Source organism: Escherichia sp. E4385 (assembly GCF_963883145.1).
GTDB lineage: Bacteria > Pseudomonadota > Gammaproteobacteria > Enterobacterales > Enterobacteriaceae > Escherichia.
Genome location: NZ_CAWOOJ010000009.1, coordinates 78622 through 103529 on the forward strand (window position 1 = coordinate 78622; position 24908 = coordinate 103529).

The 24908-nt window shown below is 51.7% G+C and carries 26 protein-coding genes; 10 read left to right on the plus strand and 16 right to left on the minus strand.

Features of this window, described 5'->3' with window-relative positions; genetic code table 11:
* Window positions 1-91: 91 nt before the first annotated feature.
* Complete coding sequence (gene gss, locus AACS80_RS08395) at window positions 92-1951, minus strand: bifunctional glutathionylspermidine amidase/synthase (RefSeq protein ID WP_130208023.1); 1860 nt, start codon at window positions 1949-1951, stop codon at window positions 92-94.
* A 204-nt stretch (window positions 1952-2155) separates the two neighbouring features.
* Between gss and yghU the strand changes: the two genes are divergently transcribed.
* A complete protein-coding gene (gene yghU, locus AACS80_RS08400) occupies window positions 2156-3022 on the plus strand; it encodes a glutathione-dependent disulfide-bond oxidoreductase (protein ID WP_131162508.1) in 867 nt (288 codons plus the stop codon).
* A 123-nt stretch (window positions 3023-3145) separates the two neighbouring features.
* Here the strand turns inward: yghU and hybG are convergent, their stop codons facing one another.
* The 10 genes from hybG to yghX form a co-directional block, all read right to left on the minus strand.
* Window positions 3146-3394 carry a hydrogenase maturation factor HybG gene (hybG, locus tag AACS80_RS08405; protein ID WP_000334896.1) on the minus strand — a complete coding sequence of 83 codons (249 nt, stop codon included), beginning with the start codon at window positions 3392-3394 and terminating at the stop codon, window positions 3146-3148.
* A gap of 12 nt (window positions 3395-3406) precedes the next feature.
* On the minus strand, window positions 3407-3748 hold the full coding sequence (hypA, locus tag AACS80_RS08410) for a hydrogenase maturation nickel metallochaperone HypA (RefSeq protein ID WP_000544956.1): 342 nt from the start codon (window positions 3746-3748) through the stop codon (window positions 3407-3409).
* Window positions 3741-4229: a hydrogenase-2 assembly chaperone gene (gene hybE, locus AACS80_RS08415; protein ID WP_000134014.1), complete on the minus strand. Its 489-nt coding sequence runs from the start codon at window positions 4227-4229 to the stop codon at window positions 3741-3743. Before hybE ends, hypA begins: the two co-directional genes overlap by 8 nt.
* Entirely contained in the window at window positions 4222-4716 is a 495-nt protein-coding gene (locus AACS80_RS08420) for a HyaD/HybD family hydrogenase maturation endopeptidase (protein WP_001221940.1), read from the minus strand. The genes hybE and AACS80_RS08420 overlap by 8 nt, the downstream gene beginning before the upstream one ends.
* On the minus strand, window positions 4716-6419 hold the full coding sequence (gene hybC / locus AACS80_RS08425) for a hydrogenase 2 large subunit (protein WP_000083065.1): 1704 nt from the start codon (window positions 6417-6419) through the stop codon (window positions 4716-4718). Before hybC ends, AACS80_RS08420 begins: the two co-directional genes overlap by 1 nt.
* Complete coding sequence (gene hybB, locus AACS80_RS08430; RefSeq protein WP_000017694.1) at window positions 6416-7594, minus strand: Ni/Fe-hydrogenase cytochrome b subunit; 1179 nt, start codon at window positions 7592-7594, stop codon at window positions 6416-6418. The genes hybC and hybB overlap by 4 nt, the downstream gene beginning before the upstream one ends.
* Window positions 7584-8570: a hydrogenase 2 operon protein HybA gene (gene hybA, locus AACS80_RS08435; RefSeq protein WP_001081870.1), complete on the minus strand. Its 987-nt coding sequence runs from the start codon at window positions 8568-8570 to the stop codon at window positions 7584-7586. The genes hybB and hybA overlap by 11 nt, the downstream gene beginning before the upstream one ends.
* Before the next feature lie 2 nt (window positions 8571-8572).
* Entirely contained in the window at window positions 8573-9691 is a 1119-nt protein-coding gene (gene hybO, locus AACS80_RS08440; RefSeq protein ID WP_130208025.1) for a hydrogenase 2 small subunit, read from the minus strand.
* A 188-nt stretch (window positions 9692-9879) separates the two neighbouring features.
* On the minus strand, window positions 9880-10167 hold the full coding sequence (gene yghW / locus AACS80_RS08445) for a DUF2623 family protein YghW (protein WP_001059136.1): 288 nt from the start codon (window positions 10165-10167) through the stop codon (window positions 9880-9882).
* Window positions 10168-10285: 118 nt separating this feature from the next.
* Entirely contained in the window at window positions 10286-11173 is an 888-nt protein-coding gene (gene yghX / locus AACS80_RS08450) for a YghX family hydrolase (protein ID WP_130208029.1), read from the minus strand.
* Window positions 11174-11329: 156 nt separating this feature from the next.
* Here yghX and gpr point away from each other — a divergent pair, with 156 nt between their 5' ends.
* Window positions 11330-12370, plus strand: coding sequence for an L-glyceraldehyde 3-phosphate reductase (gene gpr / locus AACS80_RS08455; protein ID WP_135410457.1), 1041 nt, complete (start codon window positions 11330-11332; stop codon window positions 12368-12370).
* Window positions 12371-12409: 39 nt separating this feature from the next.
* On the opposite strand, the gene AACS80_RS08460 is transcribed toward gpr, so the two are convergent.
* A complete protein-coding gene (locus tag AACS80_RS08460) occupies window positions 12410-12904 on the minus strand; it encodes a TIGR00645 family protein (RefSeq protein WP_000439331.1) in 495 nt (164 codons plus the stop codon).
* Between the two features lie 190 nt (window positions 12905-13094).
* Between AACS80_RS08460 and yghA the strand changes: the two genes are divergently transcribed.
* Window positions 13095-13979, plus strand: a complete 885-nt coding sequence (gene yghA, locus AACS80_RS08465; protein ID WP_131162512.1) for an NADP(+)-dependent aldehyde reductase — start codon at window positions 13095-13097, stop codon at window positions 13977-13979.
* A gap of 158 nt (window positions 13980-14137) precedes the next feature.
* Here yghA and exbD read toward each other — a convergent pair whose 3' ends face one another.
* Together exbD and exbB are read right to left on the minus strand one after the other, a co-directional pair.
* Window positions 14138-14563 carry a TonB system transport protein ExbD gene (gene exbD / locus AACS80_RS08470; RefSeq protein WP_130208035.1) on the minus strand — a complete coding sequence of 142 codons (426 nt, stop codon included), beginning with the start codon at window positions 14561-14563 and terminating at the stop codon, window positions 14138-14140.
* Between the two features lie 6 nt (window positions 14564-14569).
* Entirely contained in the window at window positions 14570-15304 is a 735-nt protein-coding gene (gene exbB / locus AACS80_RS08475; protein ID WP_130208037.1) for a tol-pal system-associated acyl-CoA thioesterase, read from the minus strand.
* A gap of 251 nt (window positions 15305-15555) precedes the next feature.
* On the opposite strand from exbB, the gene metC reads away from it, so the two are divergent.
* Both metC and yghB read left to right on the plus strand, forming a co-directional pair.
* On the plus strand, window positions 15556-16743 hold the full coding sequence (gene metC / locus AACS80_RS08480) for a cystathionine beta-lyase (protein WP_130208039.1): 1188 nt from the start codon (window positions 15556-15558) through the stop codon (window positions 16741-16743).
* 138 nt (window positions 16744-16881) lie between these two features.
* Window positions 16882-17541 carry a DedA family general envelope maintenance protein YghB gene (gene yghB, locus AACS80_RS08485; RefSeq protein ID WP_064529651.1) on the plus strand — a complete coding sequence of 220 codons (660 nt, stop codon included), beginning with the start codon at window positions 16882-16884 and terminating at the stop codon, window positions 17539-17541.
* 39 nt (window positions 17542-17580) lie between these two features.
* Here the strand turns inward: yghB and yqhC are convergent, their stop codons facing one another.
* Entirely contained in the window at window positions 17581-18480 is a 900-nt protein-coding gene (yqhC, locus tag AACS80_RS08490; RefSeq protein WP_138158408.1) for a DNA-binding transcriptional regulator YqhC, read from the minus strand.
* A 193-nt stretch (window positions 18481-18673) separates the two neighbouring features.
* Here yqhC and yqhD point away from each other — a divergent pair, with 193 nt between their 5' ends.
* The 5 genes from yqhD (at window position 18674) to yqhH (ending at window position 22497) form a co-directional block, all read left to right on the plus strand.
* Window positions 18674-19837, plus strand: coding sequence for an alcohol dehydrogenase (gene yqhD / locus AACS80_RS08495; protein ID WP_130208043.1), 1164 nt, complete (start codon window positions 18674-18676; stop codon window positions 19835-19837).
* A gap of 103 nt (window positions 19838-19940) precedes the next feature.
* Window positions 19941-20768, plus strand: a complete 828-nt coding sequence (gene dkgA, locus AACS80_RS08500) for a 2,5-didehydrogluconate reductase DkgA (RefSeq protein ID WP_130259449.1) — start codon at window positions 19941-19943, stop codon at window positions 20766-20768.
* A gap of 199 nt (window positions 20769-20967) precedes the next feature.
* Window positions 20968-21894 carry a YbjP/YqhG family protein gene (locus AACS80_RS08505; RefSeq protein WP_135410458.1) on the plus strand — a complete coding sequence of 309 codons (927 nt, stop codon included), beginning with the start codon at window positions 20968-20970 and terminating at the stop codon, window positions 21892-21894.
* Between the two features lie 35 nt (window positions 21895-21929).
* Window positions 21930-22178, plus strand: a complete 249-nt coding sequence (locus AACS80_RS08510; RefSeq protein ID WP_130210311.1) for an LPP leucine zipper domain-containing protein — start codon at window positions 21930-21932, stop codon at window positions 22176-22178.
* Window positions 22179-22239: 61 nt separating this feature from the next.
* The gene (gene yqhH, locus AACS80_RS08515; RefSeq protein WP_130210313.1) at window positions 22240-22497 is read left to right on the plus strand and encodes a lipoprotein YqhH; all 258 of its coding nucleotides are present in this window, start codon (window positions 22240-22242) and stop codon (window positions 22495-22497) included.
* A gap of 41 nt (window positions 22498-22538) precedes the next feature.
* Here the strand turns inward: yqhH and AACS80_RS08520 are convergent, their stop codons facing one another.
* Window positions 22539-24758, minus strand: coding sequence for a YgiQ family radical SAM protein (locus AACS80_RS08520; protein ID WP_000095187.1), 2220 nt, complete (start codon window positions 24756-24758; stop codon window positions 22539-22541).
* Between the last annotated feature and the right edge of the window lie 150 nt (window positions 24759-24908).

The window sequence follows — 24908 nt, forward strand, 5'->3', positions numbered from 1 at the left end:
GTATTTCAATATTCAATATTTTGAGCATTCCATGAACGATTTTCCGTGCTGACTATTTTTGATAATCAGCACGGGGTTGCGAAAAAGTCTATTACTCTTTCAGCACAATTAACGGTTCAATATCACTCTCTTTTTTGATGACCAGAGATTCATCGCCGCGCAAACACGTCCCACCGTAGTTGCCGCCCACGGTGAAAGTACATACCTGAATGTATTTACCGTCCACTTTTGGCAGACACCACAGTTGCTGGTAGATATTTTTCTGCTCGGCAAATTTACCGCTGGTTTGGTCGAGCACCTCTTCATGATGGCTGACCAGGTCGATATTGCTACCACAGCGACCGGCAATCGGTTTCACGGCGTAACCGGTTTTCACCAGTTCATCATTAACAGTGAAATCGGTATCCAGCAGATAACGATGATGCGGGAACAGCGACCAGAGAATTGGCAGAATCGCTTTGTTGCCAGGGATCACCGTCCAAAGCGGTTCAAAAACCAGCACTTCCGGGCGTAGCAGAACGTCAATCAGGCGCACTTCATTTTGCGGATGACCAGTGCGAATCGGGACCGCAGCAAACTCACGGTCGCTGACTTCGCGAATCTGATCAAACGCCGTTTCCCACGCCCAGGTCTTCCATACGCAGTTAACCAGTCGCCCTTCCCCATCAATCAGTTGTCCGGCAGCATCCCAGCCCAGTTCATCTAGCCCGCGCAAGATACGCGTTTCAAAGCCCGCCTGTTGCAGCGCCTGCTCCATAAACTGAGCGTGATAGTTCTCTTCAATATCTTTGTCCTGCATGATATGGACAAACGGACGCGCGCGACTGTGTTTCCACGCGCCAGCCAGTTCGGTAATCAGACCTTCCGCCGGATTGAAGCCGTTGCCTTTATAGCCCTGCTCCGCCCAACGTTCGAGGATCAAGCCCGCTTCAGTATGACAGGAGGCGGAGTCGGCGTTGTATTCATAGACCTTCAGGCCACGCTCATCCATACAAAAATCCATACGACCGGTGATCATATGGTGACGACGACGCTGCCAGGAGAGGCGCAAACGCGGCCAGAGGATTTTCGGAATATCGAACAGTGCCAGCAGGTTGTCATCTTTCAGCACTTTATCGGTAGCGTGAAGATACATCAGATGCAGCTCGTTGGTGGCTTTAACCAGCTCCTGTTCGGCGCTCTCCGTAATGGTGTAGTAATGATACGGATCCTGATTGATCACCTGACCGTTCGCCTGCACGTAGGCGTTTTGCAGCGGATCTTTTTCATCCAGCCATTTACCGTCAAACTGGCCTTTATCTTCCAGGCGCGCTCCGCTGATCTTCAACAAATCGCCTGCAATTTCCGGCTGTGGCAAGCTGTATTCGGTATCTTCCGTCTGAATCATCCAACCCAGAATAGTGGTGTCATCAAAGGTGTCTTTGAGGGTATAGCAGCCGTTTTCTACCACCATCTCCAGCTCGCGCGTCCACTGTTGCCCTTGCGGCAACGGGGAATGAATCACGTTCTGTTCGGCAATACGGACTTTGTTGCCATGTAATTGCGTAATGATGGCGACATGGCCGGTGTCTTTAAATTCACCGCCTTTATCCCAGATAAGAAGTGCGCCCGCGACCGGCGCACGCGGCGAACCGTTAGGAAATGCCTGCAATGGCAGAATGTTGTCATTAACCACTTCACGCAAGAAGCGCAGCGAGAAAATCTCCCACGCCATGCCCACGTCAGTGAAGACCACACCGTAGTTCAGAAAGAGAAAACGGCGAGCAAACTCAACGCATTGCCATTTGTGGCCCATATATTCGTCGTCGATATAGCTACGGAATACGGCATCATCTTCGTATTCCTGCGGATCGAGAGAACTGTAATCTGAAGAGTAGATTGCTACACCACCGGGGGCGTAGCCCAATAACGTCCCGAACGGGGCATCCTGGCTGGTCGTTCCTTTGCTCATCACTTTACCTTTAACAATACAACCTAAGCAGTTGGCGTAATTGTTGTGCTCTGATTACCTGCTCAGCGACATTAACCGGACAGAGGTTAGACTTATCATACACCTCAACGCAGCGGCTGGCGCAAAGGGTTAAAAAATTCACATTCTGTACAGCAAGTGACCTGCTACACTGCTTCAACACTACCACTCAGAAGGCAACTCACTATGGCAGACAATACTTATCAGCCCGCGAAAGTCTGGACGTGGGATAAATCCGCTGGCGGCGCGTTCGCCAATATCAATCGCCCGGTTTCTGGTCCGACACATGAAAAAACGCTGCCCGTAGGCAAACACCCATTGCAACTCTATTCGCTGGGAACGCCGAACGGTCAGAAAGTAACGATTATGCTTGAGGAGCTGCTGGCGCTGGGCGTCACCGGCGCAGAGTACGACGCGTGGCTGATTCGCATTGGCGATGGCGATCAATTCTCCAGCGGTTTTGTCGAAGTGAACCCGAACTCGAAAATTCCCGCTCTGCGCGATCATACGCATAACCCGCCAATCCGCGTGTTTGAGTCAGGATCGATTCTGCTTTATCTGGCCGAGAAATTTGGCTACTTCCTGCCGCAGGATCTGGCAAAGCGTACCGAAACGCTGAACTGGCTGTTCTGGTTACAAGGGGCTGCGCCGTTCCTCGGCGGTGGTTTTGGTCACTTTTATCATTACGCGCCAGTGAAAATTGAGTACGCCATTAACCGCTTTACCATGGAAGCCAAGCGTCTTCTCGACGTGCTGGATAAGCAGCTGGCGCAGCATAAGTTTGTTGCGGGCGATGAGTACACCATTGCGGATATGGCGATTTGGCCGTGGTTTGGCAACGTGGTGTTAGGTGGTGTGTATGATGCTGCAGAGTTTCTTGATGCAGGTAGTTATAAACACGTGCAACGCTGGGCGAAAGAAGTGGGCGAACGTCCGGCAGTGAAACGTGGGCGTATTGTTAACCGCACCAACGGGCCGCTGAACGAGCAGTTGCATGAGCGCCATGACGCCAGTGATTTCGAGACAAATACGGAAGATAAGCGTCAGGGGTAATGGTTGGCGTTCGTCGCAGCAAGCCATGTAGACTGGATAAGGCGTTCACGCCGCATCCGGCAATCAAGCACAATGCCTGATGCGACGCTCGCGCGTCTTATCAGGCCTACGAAACTTTAATCATCACGCGCTGGTAATGTCGTAATCCATTTGGCGCAGCGCGTCTAATGTGGCTTTGGCTTCGTCTTCGTCGATGATGCTCATGGCAAATCCGACGTGCACCAGTACCCACTGGCCCAGCAGATCGGCAGGGTTACCTTCGCAAATCAGGGCGATATTCACGTCGCGCTTGATACCACATACTTCAACCTGCGCAAGCTGGTGAATATCTTCACCGACAGCCAGCACCTGGCCTGGAACGCCAATACACATTGTTAACTCCGGTTATTCAACTTCAATACTTTTGACGATCAGCGAATCGCCGGTATCGACACGCAACCGCTCGCCATGACAGATCGGACACTGCGCATCGTGCTGATGAATCTCCACCACCTGGCTGCAATCCCAGCACCAGGCCTGGGCGGGTTTATAGACGATATGTAAATCGCACCCTTGCGCCACCGTTCCCTGGCAGACAATTTCAAAACTAAAACGGACGGCGCTCTCCTCAACGCAGGAGAGCGCGCCAATTTCCAGCCACACGGCGGTGACGCGCTTAACATCGTGCTGCTCCGCCTGCCGTTGGATAATCTCAACGGCGCTCTGGCAAAGCGACAACTCATGCATTTTCGCCACTCCTGCGACCAAACAGCAGGGCGCGACGCCCTGCATGTGGTACATCCGGATTAGTGACTGGCAGCGAAAGGATCATTCGCGCGCAGTCATCCGTCAGGCGTTGGCCCTCTTCAATCGACATGCTGTGCGAAAGCGGCGACATCAGCGAGCAGGAGAGGTATTGCGACACACCGTCCAGTTCGCCAACGGTAAAGGTCATAGTGCCATACGGCAGTTGCAGACCGATTTTTTCACTCACTTTGCGCAGCGGCCAAAGTTGATCCGGGCCGGGGAAGATAACTGCACTCAGCATCCACGGGGTGATCACACACCCCGTCCACTGACCTTCGAACAGCGTAAAGTCGGAAACATACACCGGCATTGAAGGATGCAGAAAAGAGAGATCGTGCATCGAACGCCGGGCAATTTCTTCAAATGCTGCCTGTACTTGCGCCTTCGGGGAGGTCTGGAAACCTGCTATCTCTTCAGTCATGAGTTGCCTCCCGTGGGATAGCTTCCACGCCTGATTCGCGCAGCGCAGCCAGAACCTGCTCAAGCGCAGGTTCAATCATTGCTTCAACCGTCGGCGTTAAGCCGATGTGCGGCTCCAGTGATTCCGGGATCACGCCGACCAGGGTCAGCTTTTTCGGAAACTCACCGGTGAAGCGCAGGGCCGACAATACGTCGGCCAGGCCAAGCTGATGCGGAGAGATTTTGTTGGTAAACAACGCCGGAACTTCTTCATCCCGCAGGATCATCATCGTTCCCGGCGCGTTCTTTTTCGACACAATGGCATCGGCGATAATCAGATGATCGCGATTTGCCATGTCGCCAAGCAGCTCCATTCCCGCCGTGCCGCCATCGAGGATCTCAACATAATCCGGCAGAATGTATCGTTGCTCTAACGCTTCAACAATCCGCACACCGATGGCTTCATCGGTCAGCAAAATATTGCCGACCCCTAAGACTAAAATACGCATTACAGAACCTTCACTGAAACCACTTCGTTGCCGTCGGCATCCACTACGTGTACCGCACAGGCCATGCACGGGTCGAAGGAGTGAATGGTACGCACCACTTCCAGCGGTTTATTCGGATCGGCAACCGGTGTACCCACCAGCGACTGCTCGTAAGGACCGACGTCATCATTGAAGTTACGCGGGCCAGAGTTCCAGGTTGATGGAACAACGGCCTGGTAGTTGCTGATGATACCGTCTTTGATCACCATCCAGTGAGAGAGCATACCGCGCGGCGCTTCAAGGAAGCCAACGCCTTTGAACTCGCCCGTTGCCGGAATGTTCGGTTTCACAAAGGTGGTGTGATCGCCTTTGCCGATATTGGTGATCAGTGCACTGTACTGGTTTTGCAGGATATCCTGCAATTCGCAGCAGTGAACGGTACGACCAATAATACGGCCCAGCGTGGAGTGCAGCTGCGCCACTTCCAGCGTGTTGCCAGTCAGTTTCTGATAAATCGCAACGATTTCATTCAGTTTGTTCTGGGTAGACTCGCGACCTGCCGCCAGTTTCACCAGCATGTTAGCCAGCGGACCCACTTCTACCGTTTTGCCGTAGAAAGTCGGCGATTTCACCCAGGAGTATTTACCGTCGTCAGACCAGCCGTCGTAAGCCGGAATGGTGGTGCCTTCCCACGGTGCCTGCGGCGCTTCGTCTTTATACCAGGAGTGCTTCGCGCTTTCCTGAATCCCTTTGATCAGGTATTCATCGGAATGGGAAGTGATCGGACGATACGAGGACAGATCCGCATTCTCAATGTAGCCGCCCGGGAACAGGAAGCTGCCGTTTTTGCTGTCGGTCGGGAATTCCGGCACGCTCAGGTAGTTCACCGCACCTTTACCGCGCGTCAGCCATTCCGGGTAGAACGCGGCGATAACTGCGGTATCAACCTTGTAAACCTGCTCAACAAAGTCGCTCAGCTTGTCGATGAAAGACTTGATGTACATCAGGCGCTCAAGGTTCAGCACACCCAGACCGTCGAGGTTGATTGGGTTAGCGACACCACCTACCGCCAGGTTCTGAATGTGCGGCGTTTTACCGCCCAGCAGCGCCACGACGCGGTTAGCGTCACGCTGGCACTCCAACGCTTGCAGGTAGTGCGCTACCGCAATCAGGTTCACTTCCGGCGGCAGTTTCATCGCCGGGTGACCCCAGTAGCCATTGGCGAAAATACCCAACTGACCGCTGGCAACCAGATCTTTGATCTTGTTCTGAACTTTGGTGAACTCTTCCGGGCTGTTCAGATGCCAGGTCGAAACGCCTTTCAGCATTTCGGAGGCTTTGGTTGGATCAGCTTGCAGTGCAGAAGTGATGTCCACCCAGTCCAGCGCCGAAAGCTGATAGAAATGAACAATATGGTCATGCGTGGTGTGTGCAGCCAGAATGATGTTACGGATGTATTGCGCGTTAACCGGAACGTCGATATTCAGCGCACTCTCTGCCGCACGAACGGAAGACAGTGCGTGAGTAGTAGTACATACGCCACAGATACGTTGCACAATCATCCATGCATCGCGCGGATCGCGGTTTTTCACGATCTCTTCCATGCCGCGCCACATGGTACCGGAAGCCCATGCTTTCGAAACGACGCCATTTTCGATTTCGCAATCGATGCGTAAATGCCCTTCAATTCGGGTTACCGGATCAATAGTAATTCTCTGGCTCATGCTTTGCTCGCCTCATGACGATTATGATCGTTTTGTTTTAAAGGAGGAAGTATCGGCAGTAGACGAATGAGTACGATGTAAGCGCAAATCTCAATAGCCACAAAACCAATAGAAATCAACAGTTCTTCCCAGGTCGGGAAGTAGGCGTAACCGCCGCCCGGGTTGAATGCCACCAGCGAATAGGTCAGACGCCAGGTTGCACAACCTAACAGCGCGCTCAGTGCTGACAGGAACAGCATGCGGGAATCATTACGCAGCTTCGCCACACGCAGAACCACCAGCGGGAAGAGCATCAGCAGGACTTCAATCCAGAACATCACGGAGTAGAAGTCACCGGCAAACGCTAACGACAGCTTGTCGCGATAGATAAGCTCGCCAAAGCGCAGCACGATGAAAATCGCCAGCAACACACTGATGGTGTTGGTCAGCTTGACGAACAGGCTCTTTTCATCTGGACCATTGCCACGCAGACCCGCCTGCACCAACGAACCTTCAAAGATGACAATCGAGAAGCCCATGATGAACGCCGTCAGCAGCGAGAACAGCGGCAACATTTCATAGCTCTGCCACAGCGGATGCACTTTGTAGCCCGCCGAGATCATCAGCGACCCCATTGAAGACTGGTGCATGGTCGGCAACAGCGCGCCAAGTGCAATGATGAAGAACATCACCTTGTTCAGACGCTTGAGAGAAACCTTCCAGCCCAGACGTTCAAACAGTGCCGGAGCAAACTCCAGTGCCATCACGCCGATGTAGATGGTCATACAGACCGCCGTCTCAAACAGAACCGAGTTCACGTTGAAGTGACCCGGAATGTAGAAGTACGGCAGGTTCCAGTAGCGACCCACGTCGATAGTGATCGACAAGCCGCCCAGTGAATAACCGAACAGACTTGCCAACAGCGCCGGACGCACCAGCGGATGGTATTGCCCACGGTTAAAGACGTATACCGCCCACGCCAGCGCCCAGCCGCCACAGGCAAAGCCGGTGCCGATCAACAGGTCAAACGCGATCCACACGCCCCACGGGAAGCCGCCGTTCAGGTCGGAGACAGAGCCCAGACCGAACACCAGACGCTTCACAATCAGGAGCATACAGATGACGATTAACGGTCCAAAAATCATGACCGGTTTACTGATGATTTTGCCGCCCAGCGGTTGTGGATCATGACTCATGATCGTCTCCTCCGTCGTGATGGTCGTTTTTGGTGTTGCGACGAACCAGCACGGTTAAGCCCGCCAGCACAGCCAGTGGTAGCATCATGCCTTTATACAGGGTGTGTTGAATATTTTCGGAACGCGCACCGGTAGAAAGATCGTCCAGTTTCGGCAGGTCGAGATTTTCATAAGGCACACCCGTCAGTACCAGAACCTGAGTACCGCCGCCCTCTTTCTCGCCGTACAGATGCGGATAATATTTCGGCACCGTATGCAGGTAAGTGTCGCCAGATTTCAGCGTCTGACGCGGATAGTGGTATTCGCTGCCAGGCTTCAGCGCCAGACGTTTTTTCGCCTCCGCCATCAGCTCTTCACGCGTACCAAAAATCACCGCCCCCGCCGGGCATACTTCTACGCAGCCAGGCAGACCGCCTTTATCGAGACGTTCCACACCTTTCTGGTTGCACAGTTCGCACTTATGCAGCGCACCAAACGGGTTGTTGTAGTCGTACTTCGGCACGTTGTACGGACAGGCAACCATGCAGTAACGGCAGCCGGTGCACACATCTTTGTCGTAATGGACAATGCCGGTTTTCGGATCTTTTTTCAGTGCAGAAACCGGACACACGGAGACACAGTTCGGATCGACGCAATGCATACACTGTTTCTTAATGTACGCGTAGCCGTTCTCTTCCTGGTCTTTGTTGACGCCCGTGCCGCTGGTCCACACCTGAATGATGTTATTGGTATACGGCGACAGTTTGTCGTTGTTCGACCAGGTCTGTTCCCCTTGCGGGTTACGTTCAGGGAAGTTGATATCCTGACACTTGGTGACGCAAGCCTGACAGCCTACGCACAAGGTCGAGTCGTACAACATACCCAGCGATCCCGGAATTGGCGGGCGGTTTTCAGCAGCCGCATGACTGACAGACGGCAGTGCGCCCGTCAGCAATGCCCCGCAGGAGGCTGCTTTAATAAAATTACGTCTGTTCACGGTTATTCTCCCCGTGAGTCAGCGTTATCTTTCTTTTGCTGACGACCCAGTTCACGCACCGCCATCACGCTGACACCGGCAACCAGCCCAACCACACCGCCGAGCAAACCGATAGCGCCCGCAGAGACGTTGCCGCCTTCTTTAGCGTTGACATCCGGTTTTTGTGAACGCGGCGTCTGGTTTTCGACGTTGGCAAGCTGATGGATGCCTTTATGGAAGCCGACACCTTCTTCGTTACAGCCATAGCATGGGTGACCGATTGCCACCGGCCACACGCCGCCAACGTCGCAGAATTGCAGCGTTGAGCAGTTGCCGTAAGTTTCTGGCCCTTTACAGCCGAGGTGGTACAGGCACCAGCCTTCGCGGTGGCCTTCATCGCCGAACTCTTTGGCAAAACGACCAGCATCGAAGTGCGGACGACGTTCGCAATGTTCGTGAATCAGACGACCATAAGCGAAGGTCGGGCGGTTTTTGTTATCCAGCTTCGGCGGTTTACCGTAAGTGATGATGTGCGCAACGGTCGCGAGGAAGTTGTGCGGGTTTGGCGGGCAGCCTGGAATGTTAATAACGGTTTTGCCTGGCAGAACTTCTTGCAGGCTGACCGCGCCAGTCGGGTTAACCCCGGCAGCGGCGACGCCGCCCCACGCGGAGCAGGAACCGATAGCGATAATGGCTGCTGCGCCTTCTGCCGCTTTGCGGATGTGGTCCACAATCGGCTCACCGGCAACCATGCAATAAATACCGTTATCTTTTAATGGGATGGAACCATCCACAACCAACACATACTGCCCTTTGTATTTCTCGAGCGCGTTGTGTTTGTTCTCTTCAACCTGATGGCCGAAGGCGGCAGAAAGCACTTCGTGATACTCCAGAGAGATAGTCTCCAGCACGAGGTTTTCTACCGTTGGATGCGTCGCACGAAGCAGAGATTCCGTACAACCGGTGCATTCCTGCGCGCCAATCCAGATAACCGGCGGGCGCTGCGGGTTAGTGACCGATTCGGCCATCTCTGCGGCGGCTTTGCTACTTAACCCCATGGTGGCGGCTAATGCTGCACAAAGCTTCATGAAATCACGACGATTAATGCCGTGAGAATGGATGAGGGTGTTATCTCCAGTCATTTATTGTTATTCCGTTGCGAAGACCTGGCATATATTTTGCCTCAACCGCAAAATCAATAATGCGATCGATGCGCCATTTACCACACATTTATTATGGTTATCATTACAATGATACTGCGGCGGGGCGCTAAAACGAAGGGAATAAGCATTAGTGTAATTAATTAAAGCAAGATAATACGTATGTTTGATCAATTTTCGAGGCGATAACCAGCCATAAAAAAGCGCAACGTAGAACAGGAATTATTCTCACGAAAGAAATCCATTACCATCTCTTTATCCAGCCCATAACGGCGCGTCAGAATACCCGCTTCCCAGGCGCTGAGCTGGCGATCGCCGGTCTTTTCATACATCCGGTGCGAGTAGCCTAATACAAAACCACGTTTATAATCGGCACAAAATTTAGTCACATTAACTGCACTGTCGGCATGCGTTGCTTTTAATCCCGCCATTAAGCCTTTACCGAAATGGTTATTCATCGTTTACCTCAAACGCTATATATCAATATATATAGCGATATTTTAGGCAAACTCCGACTTTTACGCACGCTATTTTTTCCTGCACATGTAGGACGTTATCCTTTAAGGGATAAACACATCAGGAAAGATATTTATCGAACCATGTCAGCGTCCTTTGCCAGGCAAGATCGGCGGCTGATTTGTCATAACGTGGCGTGGAATCATTATGGAATCCATGGTTAACCCCCGGATAAATATACGCTTCATAGACTTTGTTATTGGCCTTCAACGCCGCCTCGTAAGCGGGCCAGCCCTCATTGATTCGGGTGTCCAGTTCAGCATAGTGGAGCAGTAAAGGCGCTTCGATCTTCGCCACATCGGCAGTAGGTGCCTGGCGACCATAAAAAGGCACCGCACAGGCCAGTTCCGGATACGCCACGGCAGCAGCGTTCGAGACGCCGCCGCCATAGCAAAATCCGGTTATGCCAACTTTGCCCGAGGCTTGGGGATAGCGTTGCATAAACTCAATTGCGGCAAAGAAATCATTCATCAGTTTGGTTGGATCAACCTGCTGTTGCAGTTCGCGGCCTTTATCATCATTTCCCGGGTAACCACCAACGGAACTTAAACCGTCGGGTGCCAGAGCGATGTATCCCGCTTTAGCCACCCGCCGTGCTACATCTTCGATATACGGATTCAGCCCACGATTTTCATGCACGACCACCACAGCGGGTGTTTTGTCGCCCATCTTCGCAGGTTTCACCAGATAACCACGAACCTCGCCGTGACCATTTGGCGAAGGATACGTGATGTACTCAGCGACAATCTCCGGGTCGGTAAACTCCACCTGGGTCGCCCACGCGTAATTTGGCTTGAGCAAATCAAACAACGCTAACGCCGTCATCCCGCCCACCGCGTACTTCGCTGCCAGGTTGAGGAACTCACGTTTCGATATTTTCCCGTGAGCGTAATAGTCGTAGTAATCCAGCAACTCTTGCGGAAAATCTTTGGCGGTCAAACGCGGCATCGTTTTACTCCTCAACTGTTGTTTTTTTAAGCAAAGCATAAGCGTGTGTTTTTGCCCAGTTTTTCGTCACTCTGTGAGCGATGCTACGGGATACGTCCAGGTAAATCGCTAGACTAGAAACATTGTTTCGAAATTGAATGGTGGAAAGGAGATGTCATGGTCTGGTTAGCGAATCCCGAACGTTACGGGCAGATGCAGTACCGGTATTGCGGAAAAAGCGGTTTACGCCTGCCCGCGTTATCGCTCGGTTTATGGCACAATTTCGGTCACGTTAACGCGCTGGAATCACAGCGTGCGATCCTGCGTAAAGCGTTTGATTTAGGCATTACGCACTTTGATTTAGCCAACAATTACGGGCCACCTCCAGGAAGCGCAGAAGAGAACTTTGGTCGTCTGCTGAGGGAAGATTTTGCTGCTTATCGTGACGAATTAATCATCTCCACTAAAGCTGGCTACGATATGTGGCCCGGCCCTTACGGCTCTGGCGGATCGCGTAAATACCTGCTTGCCAGTCTCGACCAAAGCCTGAAGCGTATGGGGCTGGAATATGTCGATATCTTTTACTCGCACCGTGTCGATGAAAATACGCCAATGGAAGAAACCGCCTCTGCGCTTGCCCATGCGGTGCAAAGTGGTAAGGCGCTGTATGTTGGGATCTCTTCATACTCGCCAGAGCGGACGCAAAAAATGGTCGAGTTGCTGCGCGAGTGGAAAATTCCGCTGTTAATTCATCAGCCTTCATACAATTTACTGAACCGCTGGGTGGATAAAAGTGGCCTGCTGGATACCCTGCAAAATAACGGCGTGGGCTGCATTGCCTTCACTCCACTGGCCCAGGGATTGCTGACCGGAAAATATCTCAACGGCATTCCTGAAGATTCACGGATGCATCGCGAAGGTCATAAAGTGCGCGGCCTGACACCGAAAATGCTCACCGACGCTAACCTCAACAGCCTGCGGTTATTGAATGAAATGGCGCAGCAGCGCGGTCAGTCGATGGCGCAAATGGCGTTAAGCTGGTTGCTGAAAGATGAGCGAGTGACGTCGGTATTGATTGGTGCCAGTCGTCCAGAGCAACTGGAGGAGAACGTGCAGGCATTGAATAATCTGGCGTTTAGTGCCGAAGAACTGGCGCAGATTGACCAGCATATCGCCGATGGCGAGCTAAACCTGTGGCAAGCATCTTCCGATAAATAACAAGTTAATACCGGGCGCGAGAACCGCGCCCGAATCAGATCAGTGATTATGACGAGTCAGTCGGTCAAGATAGCCCATCACAAATGCAGAAAGCACAAACGTCAGATGGATAATGACGTACCACATCAGTTTATTATCCGGGACATTTTTCGCATCCATAAAGACGCGCAGTAAGTGAATGGAAGAGATTGCCACAATCGACGCTGCCACTTTGTTTTTTAGCGACGTTGCGTCCATTTTCCCCAGCCAGTTCAGTTTCTCTTTGTTCTCGGAGATATCCAGCTGCGAGACGAAATTCTCATAACCGGAAAACATCACCATCACCAGCAAACCGCCAACCAGTGTCATATCCACCAGCGACAGCAACACGAGGATCAAATCTGATTCTGCCATTGAGAAGATATTCGGCAGGACGTGAATAATCTCCTGAAAGAACTTCAGCGCCAGGGCAACCAGCGCCAGCGAAAGGCCAAAGTACACGGGGGCAAGCAGCCAGCGAGAAGCATACATTGCATTTTCAAGAAAACGTTCCATACATTCCTGTCGTGTAGTTAAAACGGGCAACAGTATATCGCAATTGAGTTAACAGCACGCAACAACAAATCAACATATACGTTAACCCGTTATCGCATAAATCCGAGGTTTAGGGATCTTCCTGGTTCCCTGATTACCGTGGCGCGTGCGTCTACCCTTAAAGGACGTTGAACCTGAAGGGAGAAAAGCGATGTCTCATTTAAAAGACCCGACCACACAGTATTACACTGGTGAATATCCCAAACAGAAACAACCAGCGCCCGGCATCCAGGCGAAGATGACGCCCGTGCCAGATTGCGGCGAGAAAACCTATGTCGGTAGCGGTCGCCTGAAAGATCGTAAAGCACTGGTGACAGGGGGCGATTCCGGAATCGGTCGCGCTGCCGCCATCGCTTACGCCCGTGAAGGCGCTGACGTGGCGATCAGTTATCTTCCCGTGGAAGAAGAAGATGCTCAGGATGTGAAAAAGATCATTGAAGAATGCGGACGCAAAGCCATTCTGCTGCCGGGCGATTTAAGCGATGAGAAATTTGCCCGTTCGCTGGTTCACGACGCGCATAAGGCATTAGGCGGGCTGGATATTATGGCGCTGGTCGCCGGGAAACAGGTTGCCATTCCTGATATTGCAGACCTCACCAGCGAACAGTTTCAAAAGACCTTTGCCATTAACGTTTTCGCGCTGTTCTGGCTAACCCAGGAAGCAATTCCCCTGCTACCGAAAGGCGCCAGTATCATCACCACTTCGTCAATCCAGGCCTACCAGCCAAGCCCGCATTTGCTGGACTATGCGGCTACGAAGGCGGCGATTCTGAACTACAGCCGTGGCCTGGCAAAACAAGTCGCGGAGAAAGGTATTCGGGTGAATATTGTCGCGCCAGGCCCTATCTGGACAGCACTGCAAATTTCCGGCGGACAGACGCAGGATAAGATCCCGCAGTTTGGTCAGAAAACACCGATGAAACGTGCGGGGCAACCGGCGGAGCTGGCCCCTGTATATGTTTATCTGGCAAGTCAGGAGTCGAGCTATGTCACCGCAGAAGTGCACGGCGTGTGTGGCGGCGAACATTTAGGCTAAAAAATACCCGGTTGTGTGATAGCAACCGGGCATCATTGTGCTTTTAACCTTGCCGGATGTGGCGTAAACGCCTTATCTGACCTACAAACTCATGAAAACTCAACACGTTGCGATAGATTTTGTAGGCCTGATAAGCGTAGCGCATCAGGCAATTCGCTTTACTTCGCTTTGGCAGTTTCTTCGCCGACCAGACCAATCTTCAGGTAACCTGCCTGATGCAGCTTATCCATTACCTTCATCAACATCTCGTAGTCGACGGTCTTATCTGCACGGAAGAAGATGGTGGTATCTTTCTTGCCTTCGGTTAACGCATTCAGCGCCGTAACCATCGTTTCATCGGTGACCGGATCGTTACCGATAAACATTGAGTTGTCCGCCTTCACCGACAGATAAACCGGTTTTTCCGGGCGCGGCTGCGGCGTGCTGGTAGAAGCAGGCAAGTTCACCTTCACATCTACCGTCGCTAACGGTGCCGCCACCATAAAGATAATCAGCAGAACCAACATCACGTCGATAAACGGCGTCACGTTGATATCATGCATTTCGCCGTTATCGTCGAGGTTTTCGTTAAGATGCATTGCCATCGGACATTATCCTGCGCGTAATTTTTGTGCAACACGAACCGGATGCGCAGCGGCGCTGGCTTCCAGATCCAGGTCACGGCTTTGCAGCAACAATACCTGCGCTGCGACATCGCCAAGCATCGCTTTAAAGCCGCCAATCTGGCGTGCAAATACGTTATAGATAACGACCGCCGGAATCGCTGCCACCAGACCGATTGCCGTTGCCAGCAACGCTTCTGCAATACCCGGTGCAACCACTGCCAGGTTGGTAGTTTGCGTTTGCGCGATACCAATAAAGCTGTTCATGATGCCCCAGACCGTACCAAACAGACCAACGAACGGCGAAATTGCGCCGATGGTAGCAAGATAACCGTTACCGCGGCCCATTTGACGACCTACTGCGGCGACCCGACGCTCAAGGCGGAAACTGGTACGCTCTTTAATACCTTCGTTATCGTCGCTGCCTTCTGACAGTTCCAGCTCGTTCTGCGCTTCATTGAGCAAATGCAGGCTTAAGCTTTTGCTACCAAAATCAGCGGCGATATCGCTGGCCTGGTTTAAAGAGCGTGCTTCAGCCAGCAGTTGCTGCTCGCGCTTCAGGCGACGCTTCTGGTTGAAGAACTCTACGCTCTTACTGAAAAAGATTGCCCAGGTGACTACGGAGGCCAGAATCAGCCCAATCATCACGCACTTAACGACAATATCGGCGTGCTGATACATACCCCAGACGGAAAGGTCCGTCTGCATTAAATTATTACCCACTGTGTATCTCCAGGACGCAAGTCACAAAATCTGCGCACAATAATATCAAAACGACGTCGAATTGATAGTCGTTCTCATTACTATTTGCATACTGCCGTACCTTTGCTTTCTTTTCTTTGCGTTTACGCAGTAAAAAAGTCACCAGTACACCTTTTGCGAAATTTTTCTGCTTTATGCCAATTCTTCAGGATGCGCATGACCTCATTCGTGCTAGTTTAGACATCCAGACGTATAAAAACAGGAATCCCAACATGGCAGACAAACAACTTGATACTCAACTGGTCAATGCAGGACGTAGCAAAAAATACACCCTCGGCGCGGTAAATAGCGTGATTCAGCGCGCCTCTTCGCTGGTCTTTGACAGTGTGGAAGCCAAAAAACATGCGACGCGCAATCGCGCCAATGGCGAGTTGTTCTATGGACGGCGCGGAACGTTAACCCATTTCTCCTTACAAGAAGCGATGTGCGAACTGGAAGGTGGCGCAGGTTGCGCGCTGTTTCCTTGCGGGGCGGCAGCGGTTGCCAATTCCATTCTTGCTTTTGTTGAACAGGGCGATCATGTGTTGATGACCAATACCGCCTACGAGCCGAGCCAGGATTTCTGTAGCAAAATCCTCAGCAAGTTGGGCGTAACGACATCATGGTTTGATCCGCTGATTGGTGCCGATATCGTTAAACATCTGCAGCCAAACACTAAAATCGTGTTTCTGGAATCGCCAGGCTCCATCACCATGGAAGTCCACGACGTTCCGGCGATTGTTGCCGCCGTACGCAGTGTGGTGCCGGACGCCATCATTATGATCGATAACACCTGGGCTGCCGGAGTGCTGTTCAAAGCTCTTGATTTTGGTATTGATGTTTCTATTCAGGCCGCCACCAAATATCTGGTAGGGCATTCGGATGCGATGATTGGCACTGCTGTGTGCAATGCCCGTTGCTGGGAGCAACTGCGGGAAAATGCCTATCTGATGGGGCAGATGGTCGACGCCGATACCGCCTATATGACCAGTCGTGGCCTGCGTACACTGGGCGTGCGTCTGCGCCAACATCATGAAAGCAGCCTGAAAGTGGCAGAATGGCTGGCCGCACATCCGCAGGTTGAGCGAGTTAACCACCCTGCTCTGCCAGGCAGTAAAGGCCATGAGTTCTGGAAACGAGACTTTACAGGTAGCAGCGGACTATTTTCCTTTGTACTGAAGAAAAAACTTAATGATGAAGAACTGGCGAACTATCTGGATAACTTCAGGTTATTCAGCATGGCCTTCTCATGGGGCGGGTATGAATCCTTGATCCTCGCGAACCAGCCAGAACATCTCGCCGCCATCCGCCCACAAGGTAAGATCGATTTTAGCGGCACCTTGATTCGCCTGCATATTGGTCTGGAAAACGTCGACGATCTGATTGCCGATCTGGACGCCGGCTTCGCGCGAATTGTGTAACGTTGCCAATTTGGACAATTTTGCAGACATTTAATTGTGAATAGTCTTAAATTGTTGCGTCCGGGATCAAGGCGTCCCGGACGATTCAGGAGTACAATAGTCAAATTAAGGCTTAAACGCTGTTCCACAGGAAAGTCCATGGCTGTTATTCAAGATATTATCGCTGCGCTCTGGCAACATGACTTTGCCGCGCTGGCGGACCCTCACATTGTTAGCGTTGTTTACTTTGTCATGTTTGCCACGCTGTTTTTAGAAAACGGCCTGCTGCCCGCCTCATTTTTGCCTGGCGACAGCTTGTTGATTCTGGCTGGCGCATTGATTGCCCAGGGGGTTATGGATTTTCTGCCAACAATCACGATTCTGACTGCCGCAGCCAGCCTGGGTTGTTGGTTGAGTTACATTCAGGGGCGCTGGCTGGGTAATACCAAAACGGTGAAAGGCTGGCTGGCGCAGCTTCCGGCCAAATATCACCAGCGCGCCACCTGTATGTTTGACCGCCACGGTCTGCTGGCGCTGCTTGCTGGACGTTTTCTCGCCTTTGTCCGCACGCTGCTGCCAACCATGGCGGGGATTTCCGGACTGCCAAACCGCCGCTTCCAGTTTTTCAACTGGTTAAGCGGGTTGTTATGGGTCAGCGTGGTAACCAGTTTCGGCTATGCCTTAAGCATGATCCCGTTTGTAAAACGCCATGAAGATCAGGTGATGACGTTCCTGATGATCCTGCCGATTGCCTTGCTAACCGCTGGCTTGTTAGGCACGCTGTTCGTGGTGATTAAAAAAAAGTACTCTAGTGCCTGACGATTTCCTCCGTTCCCGGTGGCCATGCCGGGAACGCATTTAACTCCCCTGCATCGCCCGCATTCTGGCGGCATCTTCTCCCGGCGTCACACCGAAATAACGTTTAAACTCACGGCTAAATTGCGACGCGCTTTCATAGCCGACGCGCATCGCCGCCGCGCTGGCCTTCATGCCGTCGTGGATTATCATCATTCGCGCCTTATGCAGACGGTAATTCTTCAGATACTGCAACGGCGAGGTACTGGTGACAGACTTAAAATTATGGTGGAACGCCGAAACGCTCATATTGGCTTCTGCTGCCAGTTGCTCAACGCTCAGGTTTTCGGTGTATTTATTCTCAATTCGTTTCAGCACGCGGCTAATCAGGCTGAAATGCGTCTGGCGACTGACCAGTGCCAGTAACGCGCCGCCGCAAGGCCCCGTCAGCACATAGTAAAGAATTTCGCGGATAATCTGTTTACCGAGAATGCGCGCATCCAGCGGTCGTTCCATCACATCCAGTAACCGCTCCGCCGCGCATAAAATCTCTTCGGACAATGTAGCGGAATTTATACCGCTGGCAGCCATCGACGGCTGGAAATGTTCATCTTCGCCAATGTCCATCAACAGCTCTTGTAACTGCAAAATATCGACATTGAGACGCACCCCCGCCAGCGGCACCTCTGGCGTGGCATAGGTTTCGCACTCAAACGGCAACGGCACCGTCAGCAGCAGGTATTCATTGGCGTCATAGCGAAACACGCGTTCATTGATATAACCGATTTTATGCCCGGAAAAGAGAATTATGATGCCAGGTTCATACATCACTGGCGTACGCGCACCGGGGTTCTCACCATACAATAAGCGCACATCAGGCAACATATCTGACAAACTATTTTCTTTATCTTTCAGTCTATTAATTTTATCCGTCAGTAGGCGGCATATCTCTTCACGTTTCATATCGCGTAATTTCTTAGGAATAATGCGGCAATTTGATTGTGCGCAATTTTGTACCATTTCTCCAGCACTCTGGAGAAATAGGCAAGACATTGGCAGAAATGAGCATTGAGAGCCACGACGCAGGCGACCACAATGAAAAACATCAGGCAGACCGATCTCTGCCCTCATATTGACCCAGCAAAGGGAGCAAGTAATGAACAACTTTAATCTGCACACCCCAACCCGCATTCTGTTTGGTAAAGGCGCAATCGCTGGTTTACGCGAGCAAATTCCTCATGGCGCCCGCGTATTGATTACCTACGGCGGTGGTAGTGTGAAAAAAACCGGCGTCCTCGATCAAGTTCTGGATGCATTGAAAGGTATGGACGTGCTGGAGTTTGGCGGTATCGAACCAAACCCGTCTTATGAAACGCTGATGAACGCCGTAAAACTGGTTCGCGAACAGAAAGTGACTTTCCTGTTGGCGGTTGGCGGCGGGTCCGTGCTGGATGGCACCAAATTTATCGCCGCAGCGGCTAACTATCCGGAAAATATTGATCCGTGGCACATTCTGCAAACGGGCGGTAAAGAGATTAAAAGCGCTATCCCGATGGGCTGTGTGCTGACGCTGCCAGCGACCGGTTCTGAATCTAACGCGGGCGCGGTTATCTCCCGTAAAACCACTGGCGACAAACAGGCGTTCCATTCTGCCCATGTTCAGCCGGTATTTGCCGTACTCGATCCGGTTTATACCTATACCCTGCCGCCGCGCCAGGTGGCTAACGGCGTAGTGGACGCCTTTGTGCACACCGTAGAACAGTATGTGACCAAACCGGTTGATGCCAAAATCCAGGATCGCTTCGCAGAAGGTATTTTGCTGACGCTGATCGAAGATGGTCCGAAGGCCCTGAAAGAACCAGAAAACTACGATGTGCGCGCCAACGTTATGTGGGCGGCGACCCAAGCGCTGAACGGTTTGATCGGCGCTGGCGTACCTCAGGACTGGGCAACGCATATGCTGGGCCACGAACTGACCGCTATGCACGGTCTGGATCACGCACAAACTCTGGCTATCGTCCTGCCTGCTCTGTGGAATGAAAAACGCGACACCAAGCGTGCGAAACTGCTGCAATACGCTGAACGCGTCTGGAACATCACCGAAGGTTCCGACGACGAGCGCATTGACGCCGCGATTGCCGCTACCCGTAACTTCTTCGAGCAATTAGGCGTGCCGACGCATCTTTCCGACTACGGTCTGGACGGCAGCTCTATCCCGGCATTGCTGAAAAAACTGGAAGAACACGGCATGACCCAACTGGGCGAAAATCATGACATTACGCTGGAAGTCAGCCGCCGCATCTACGAAGCCGCCCGTTAAGCTTTTTACGCCTCAAACTTTCGTTTTCGGGCATTTCGTCCAGACTTAAGTTCACAACATCTCACCGGAGCCTGCTCCGGTGAGTTCATATAAGGAGGAACGTATGGCTAATCCAACCGTTATTAAGCTACAGGACGGCAATGTCATGCCCCAGCTGGGACTGGGCGTCTGGCAAGCAAGTAATGAGGAAGTTATCACCGCTATTCAAAAAGCGTTAGAAGTTGGTTATCGTTCGATTGATACCGCCGCAGCCTACAAGAACGAAGAAGGTGTCGGTAAAGCCCTGAAAAATTCCGCACTTAACAGAGAAGATCTGTTCATCACCACTAAACTGTGGAACGACAACCACAAGCGCCCCCGCGAAGCCCTACTCAACAGTCTGAAAAAACTCCAGCTTGATTATATCGACCTCTACTTAATGCACTGGCCCGTTCCCGCAATCGACCATTATGTCGAAGCATGGAAAGGAATGATTGAGCTGCAAAAAGAGGGATTAATCAAAAGTATCGGCGTCTGCAATTTCCAGATCCACCATCTTCAGCGCCTGATTGATGAAACTGGCGTGGCGCCTGTTATTAACCAGATAGAACTTCACCCGCTGATGCAGCAACGTCAGTTGCATGCCTGGAACGCCACACACAAAATCCAGACCGAATCCTGGAGCCCATTAGCCCAGGGCGGGAAAGGCGTATTCGATCAGAAAATCATTCGCGATCTGGCAGATAAGTATGGCAAAACCCCGGCACAGATTGTTATCCGCTGGCATTTGGATAACGGTCTGGTCGTAATCCCGAAATCGGTCACCCCTTCACGAATTGCTGAAAACTTCGATGTCTGGGATTTCCGTCTCGACAAAGACGAACTTGGTGACATTGCAAAACTCGACCAGGGTAAACGCCTCGGCCCCGATCCCGACCAGTTCAGCGGCTAACGCACAAATTCTCCCGGTAGCGGTAATGTTCCGCTACCGGACTTTTCAGAAATCATTTATTCCCCTCGCCTCCCGCCCGTTGTTACTCTCCCCTGTTCAGGAACACCAAATATAAGGACATCATCATGCGGAGCTGGAAGCTCTTAAAGGAACAACTCATCTACACCAGGGATAAACGCGATGGAGAGGTGAAAAACAGATGAAAATAATGGTTCTGTTTTTGGCAGCCTTTTTAAGTTTTACCCTCCAGGCGCAATCCCCCTCGCTAACCGCTGAACAAACAGTCAGGCAGATTTATCAACACTATACCGGTGGGGCTAGTGTTCCTTATTTCGCTGATAACAGTGAGCAAGCAATAACATCAACGCGAATGCAAAAGGCACTAACCTTGAATGACAATCTCACACTGCCGGGTAATATTGGCTGGCTGGATTACGATCCGGTTTGCGATTGTCAGGATTACGGCGATCTGGTGTTAGAAAGTGTCGCGGTTACTCAAACGGATGCCGATCACGTAGATGCCCTTGTGCGCTTTCGTCCCTATAAAGACGATAAAGAAAAGACCACGCAAACACTGAAGATGGTGGCAGAAAATGGTCGTTGGGTGATTGACGATATTGTCAGCAATCATGGCAGCGTCTGGCAGTCGGTTAATGGTGAGAATGAAAAAATATTGGCGCTACTGGCATCGCTGCAAAAAGAGCAACCTGAAGCCTTTGTCGCCGAGTTGTTTGACCATATCACTCATTATAGCTGGCCCTGGACGTGGGTTGTTTCCAACACCTATCGCCAGGCTGTTAATGCCTTCTATAAAACCACCTTCAAGACTGGCAGCAACTCCGATGAAGATATGCAATTAGAGCGGCAATTTATCTACGACAACCCAATCTGTTTTGGCGAAGAGTCGTTATTTTCACGCGTTGATGAAATTCGTGTGCTGGAGAAAACTTCCGACTCCGCTCGTATTTATGTTCGTTTTGCATTGACCAATGGCAACAGCGAAGAGCAAGAATTTGTTTTACAGCGGCGTGAAGGTAAGTGGGAAATTGCCGATTTTATCCGCCCAGGCGGCGGAAGTTTACTTAAACAGATTGAAGCGAAGACTGCCGCCAGATTACAGCGGTGAGCGGAATAATTAATACCAGATAAAGGAAACTGGAAATGAATAATCAACTGTTACTCTTTTTTCTAATGTTCATACTCACAGGCTGCGTCAGTAATGAAAAAATCAGTCATGTAGAAAATGATATTCATCTGATAAATATAAAAGTCGATCAACTCCAACAGGATATCAACGCTTTACGTCAGGAAATTCAGGTAGCGAAAGAAGCGGCAGAAAAAGTTAACACACGGCTGGATGATGCCGGAAGATGGCCAGACGGAATTTGGGCGCACCCGCCACGGTGGTAATACTCCACTAAACATCAATCAACCATTAATCATAACAATAAAAAACAGGGAGAAATAAATAATGAAAAAGACTTTCAGCGTGGGAACACTAATTCTGGTAACTGGCTTATTAAATGGGTGCGTCAATGAGCAAAAGGTCAATCAACTGGCGAGCAATGTGCAAACATTAAATGCCAAAATCACCCGACTTGAGCAGGATATGAAAGCATTACGCCCACAAATCTATGCGGCAAAATCTGAAGCTAACAGAGCCAATACGCGTCTTGATGCGCAGGACTATTTCGATTGCCTGCGCTGCTTGCGTATGTATGCGGAATGACAAAACAATCCCCGGCAGCATTCTGTTACCGGGGATTTTTTTTAACGTCCGACCGCTGCTTTAGGGCGTTTCTTCGCGCCAGCATTCACCGGACGAGATTGCGTAGACGACGCTTTTTTTGCCGTAGCAGGCGTCTGACGCTGGGTCGCCATCGGCGTATGTTTGGTCAACGCCGGACGGGTATTGCGGTTCTGGCGACGAGCTTCACGCATCTCTTCAATGGTTGGCGCAGGCACTAAGCAATCGCGACGGCTGCCAATCAGATGCTTTTTACCCATTGCTTCCAGCGCCTGGCGGATTAACGGCCAGTTTGCCGGATCGTGGTAACGCAACAACGCTTTATGCAAACGACGCTGTTTGTCGCCCTTCGGTACGAAAACGTCTTCGCTCTTATAGCCAATCTTCGCCAGCGGGTTTTTCCCGGTGTAATACATGGTGGTCGAGTTAGCCAGCGGCGACGGATAGAAGTTCTGCACCTGGTCGAGACGGAAGCGATGCTTTTTCAGCCACAGCGCCAGGTTCACCATATCTTCATCACGCGTACCCGGGTGCGCGGAGATGAAATAGGGGATCAGATACTGCTCTTTACCTGCCTGTTTGGAATAGGTATCGAACAGCTCTTTAAAGCGGTCATAACTGCCCATGCCCGGCTTCATCATCTTCGATAACGGCCCTTCTTCGGTATGTTCCGGGGCAATCTTCAGATAACCGCCGACGTGATGGGTCGCCAGCTCTTTGATATAGCGCGGGTCTTCCACGGCAATGTCGTAACGCACGCCGGAAGCGATCAGGATCTTCTTGATACCTTTGAGATCGCGAGCACGGCGATAGAGATTGATGGTCGGTTCGTGGTTAGTGTCCATATGCGGACAAATATCTGGGTAAACGCACGACAAACGGCGACAAGTTTGCTCGGCGCGTGGCGATTTGCAGCGCAACATATACATGTTGGCAGTTGGCCCACCGAGATCGGAAATCACGCCAGTAAAGCCAGGAACGGTGTCGCGGATCGCTTCAATCTCATTGATGATCGAATCTTCCGAACGGCTCTGAATAATGCGCCCTTCATGCTCGGTAATAGAGCAGAAAGAGCAGCCGCCAAAGCAGCCGCGCATAATATTGACCGAGAAACGAATCATTTCGTAAGCCGGAATACGGGCGTTACCATAAGCCGGATGTGGCACGCGCTTATACGGCAGCGCAAAGACGCTGTCCATCTCTTCGGTAGAAAGAGGAATAGCAGGCGGGTTGATCCACACATAGCGGTCGCCATGTTTTTGCATCAATGCTCGGGCGCAGCCTGGGTTAGTTTCGTGGTGCAGAATACGCGAAGCATGGGCGTACAGGACTTTATCGCCCTTCACTTTCTCGAAAGAAGGCAGCAACACGTAGGTTTTTTCCCACGGTTTCGGGCGCGGTGGCTGCACGGTAACGGCTTTGGCTTCTTGTTTTTTCGGCGCCACCGGTTTGTTATCCGCGCACGGCAAATCTTCGCCATACGGATGCGGGATCGGGTCGATTTTGCCCGGGGTATCGAGACGGGTGGAATCCACGCCGCTCCAGCCTGGCAGCGCCTCTTTCACGATAATCGCGGTATTACGCACATCGCGGATTTCGCTAATCGGCTCGCCCATTGCCAGACGGTGCGCCACTTCCACCAGCGGACGCTCACCGTTACCGAACATCAGCATGTCGGCTTTAGAATCCACCAGCACCGAGCGGCGCACGGTGTCAGACCAATAATCATAATGCGCGGTACGACGCAGGCTGGCTTCGATACCGCCGAGGATCACCGGCACATCTTTCCACGCCTCTTTACAACGCTGGGTATAAACCAGTGTGGCGCGATCCGGACGCTTACCTGCGACGTTATCCGGCGTGTAAGCGTCGTCATGACGTAAACGGCGATCGGCAGTGTAACGGTTGATCATCGAGTCCATATTGCCTGCGGTAACGCCGAAAAACAGATTCGGTTTACCCAGACGCATGAAATCGTCTTTGCTGCTCCAGTCCGGCTGGGCGATGATCCCAACGCGAAAGCCCTGCGCTTCCAGCATACGACCGCAAATCGCCATCCCGAAGCTTGGGTGATCGACATACGCGTCGCCAGTAACCAAAATGATGTCGCAGCTATCCCAGCCAAGTTGATCCATCTCTTCACGAGACATCGGCAAAAACGGTGCCGGTCCAAAACAGGCGGCCCAGTACTGCGGCCAGGAGAACAGGTCGCGATCCGGTTGGATCAGGGAGATAGAGCTCATTTTGCTTCCAGAAATGGTAAAAAAATAATCAAAGGCCGGGGATTATACGCTGTATCACGCGCGGAAATGAAGTGATGTTGATAAACGGTGACGAAATACCCTGGTGAAGTTTTCACTGCCGATCGGGGCAAACACATTTAAGGCTAGCGG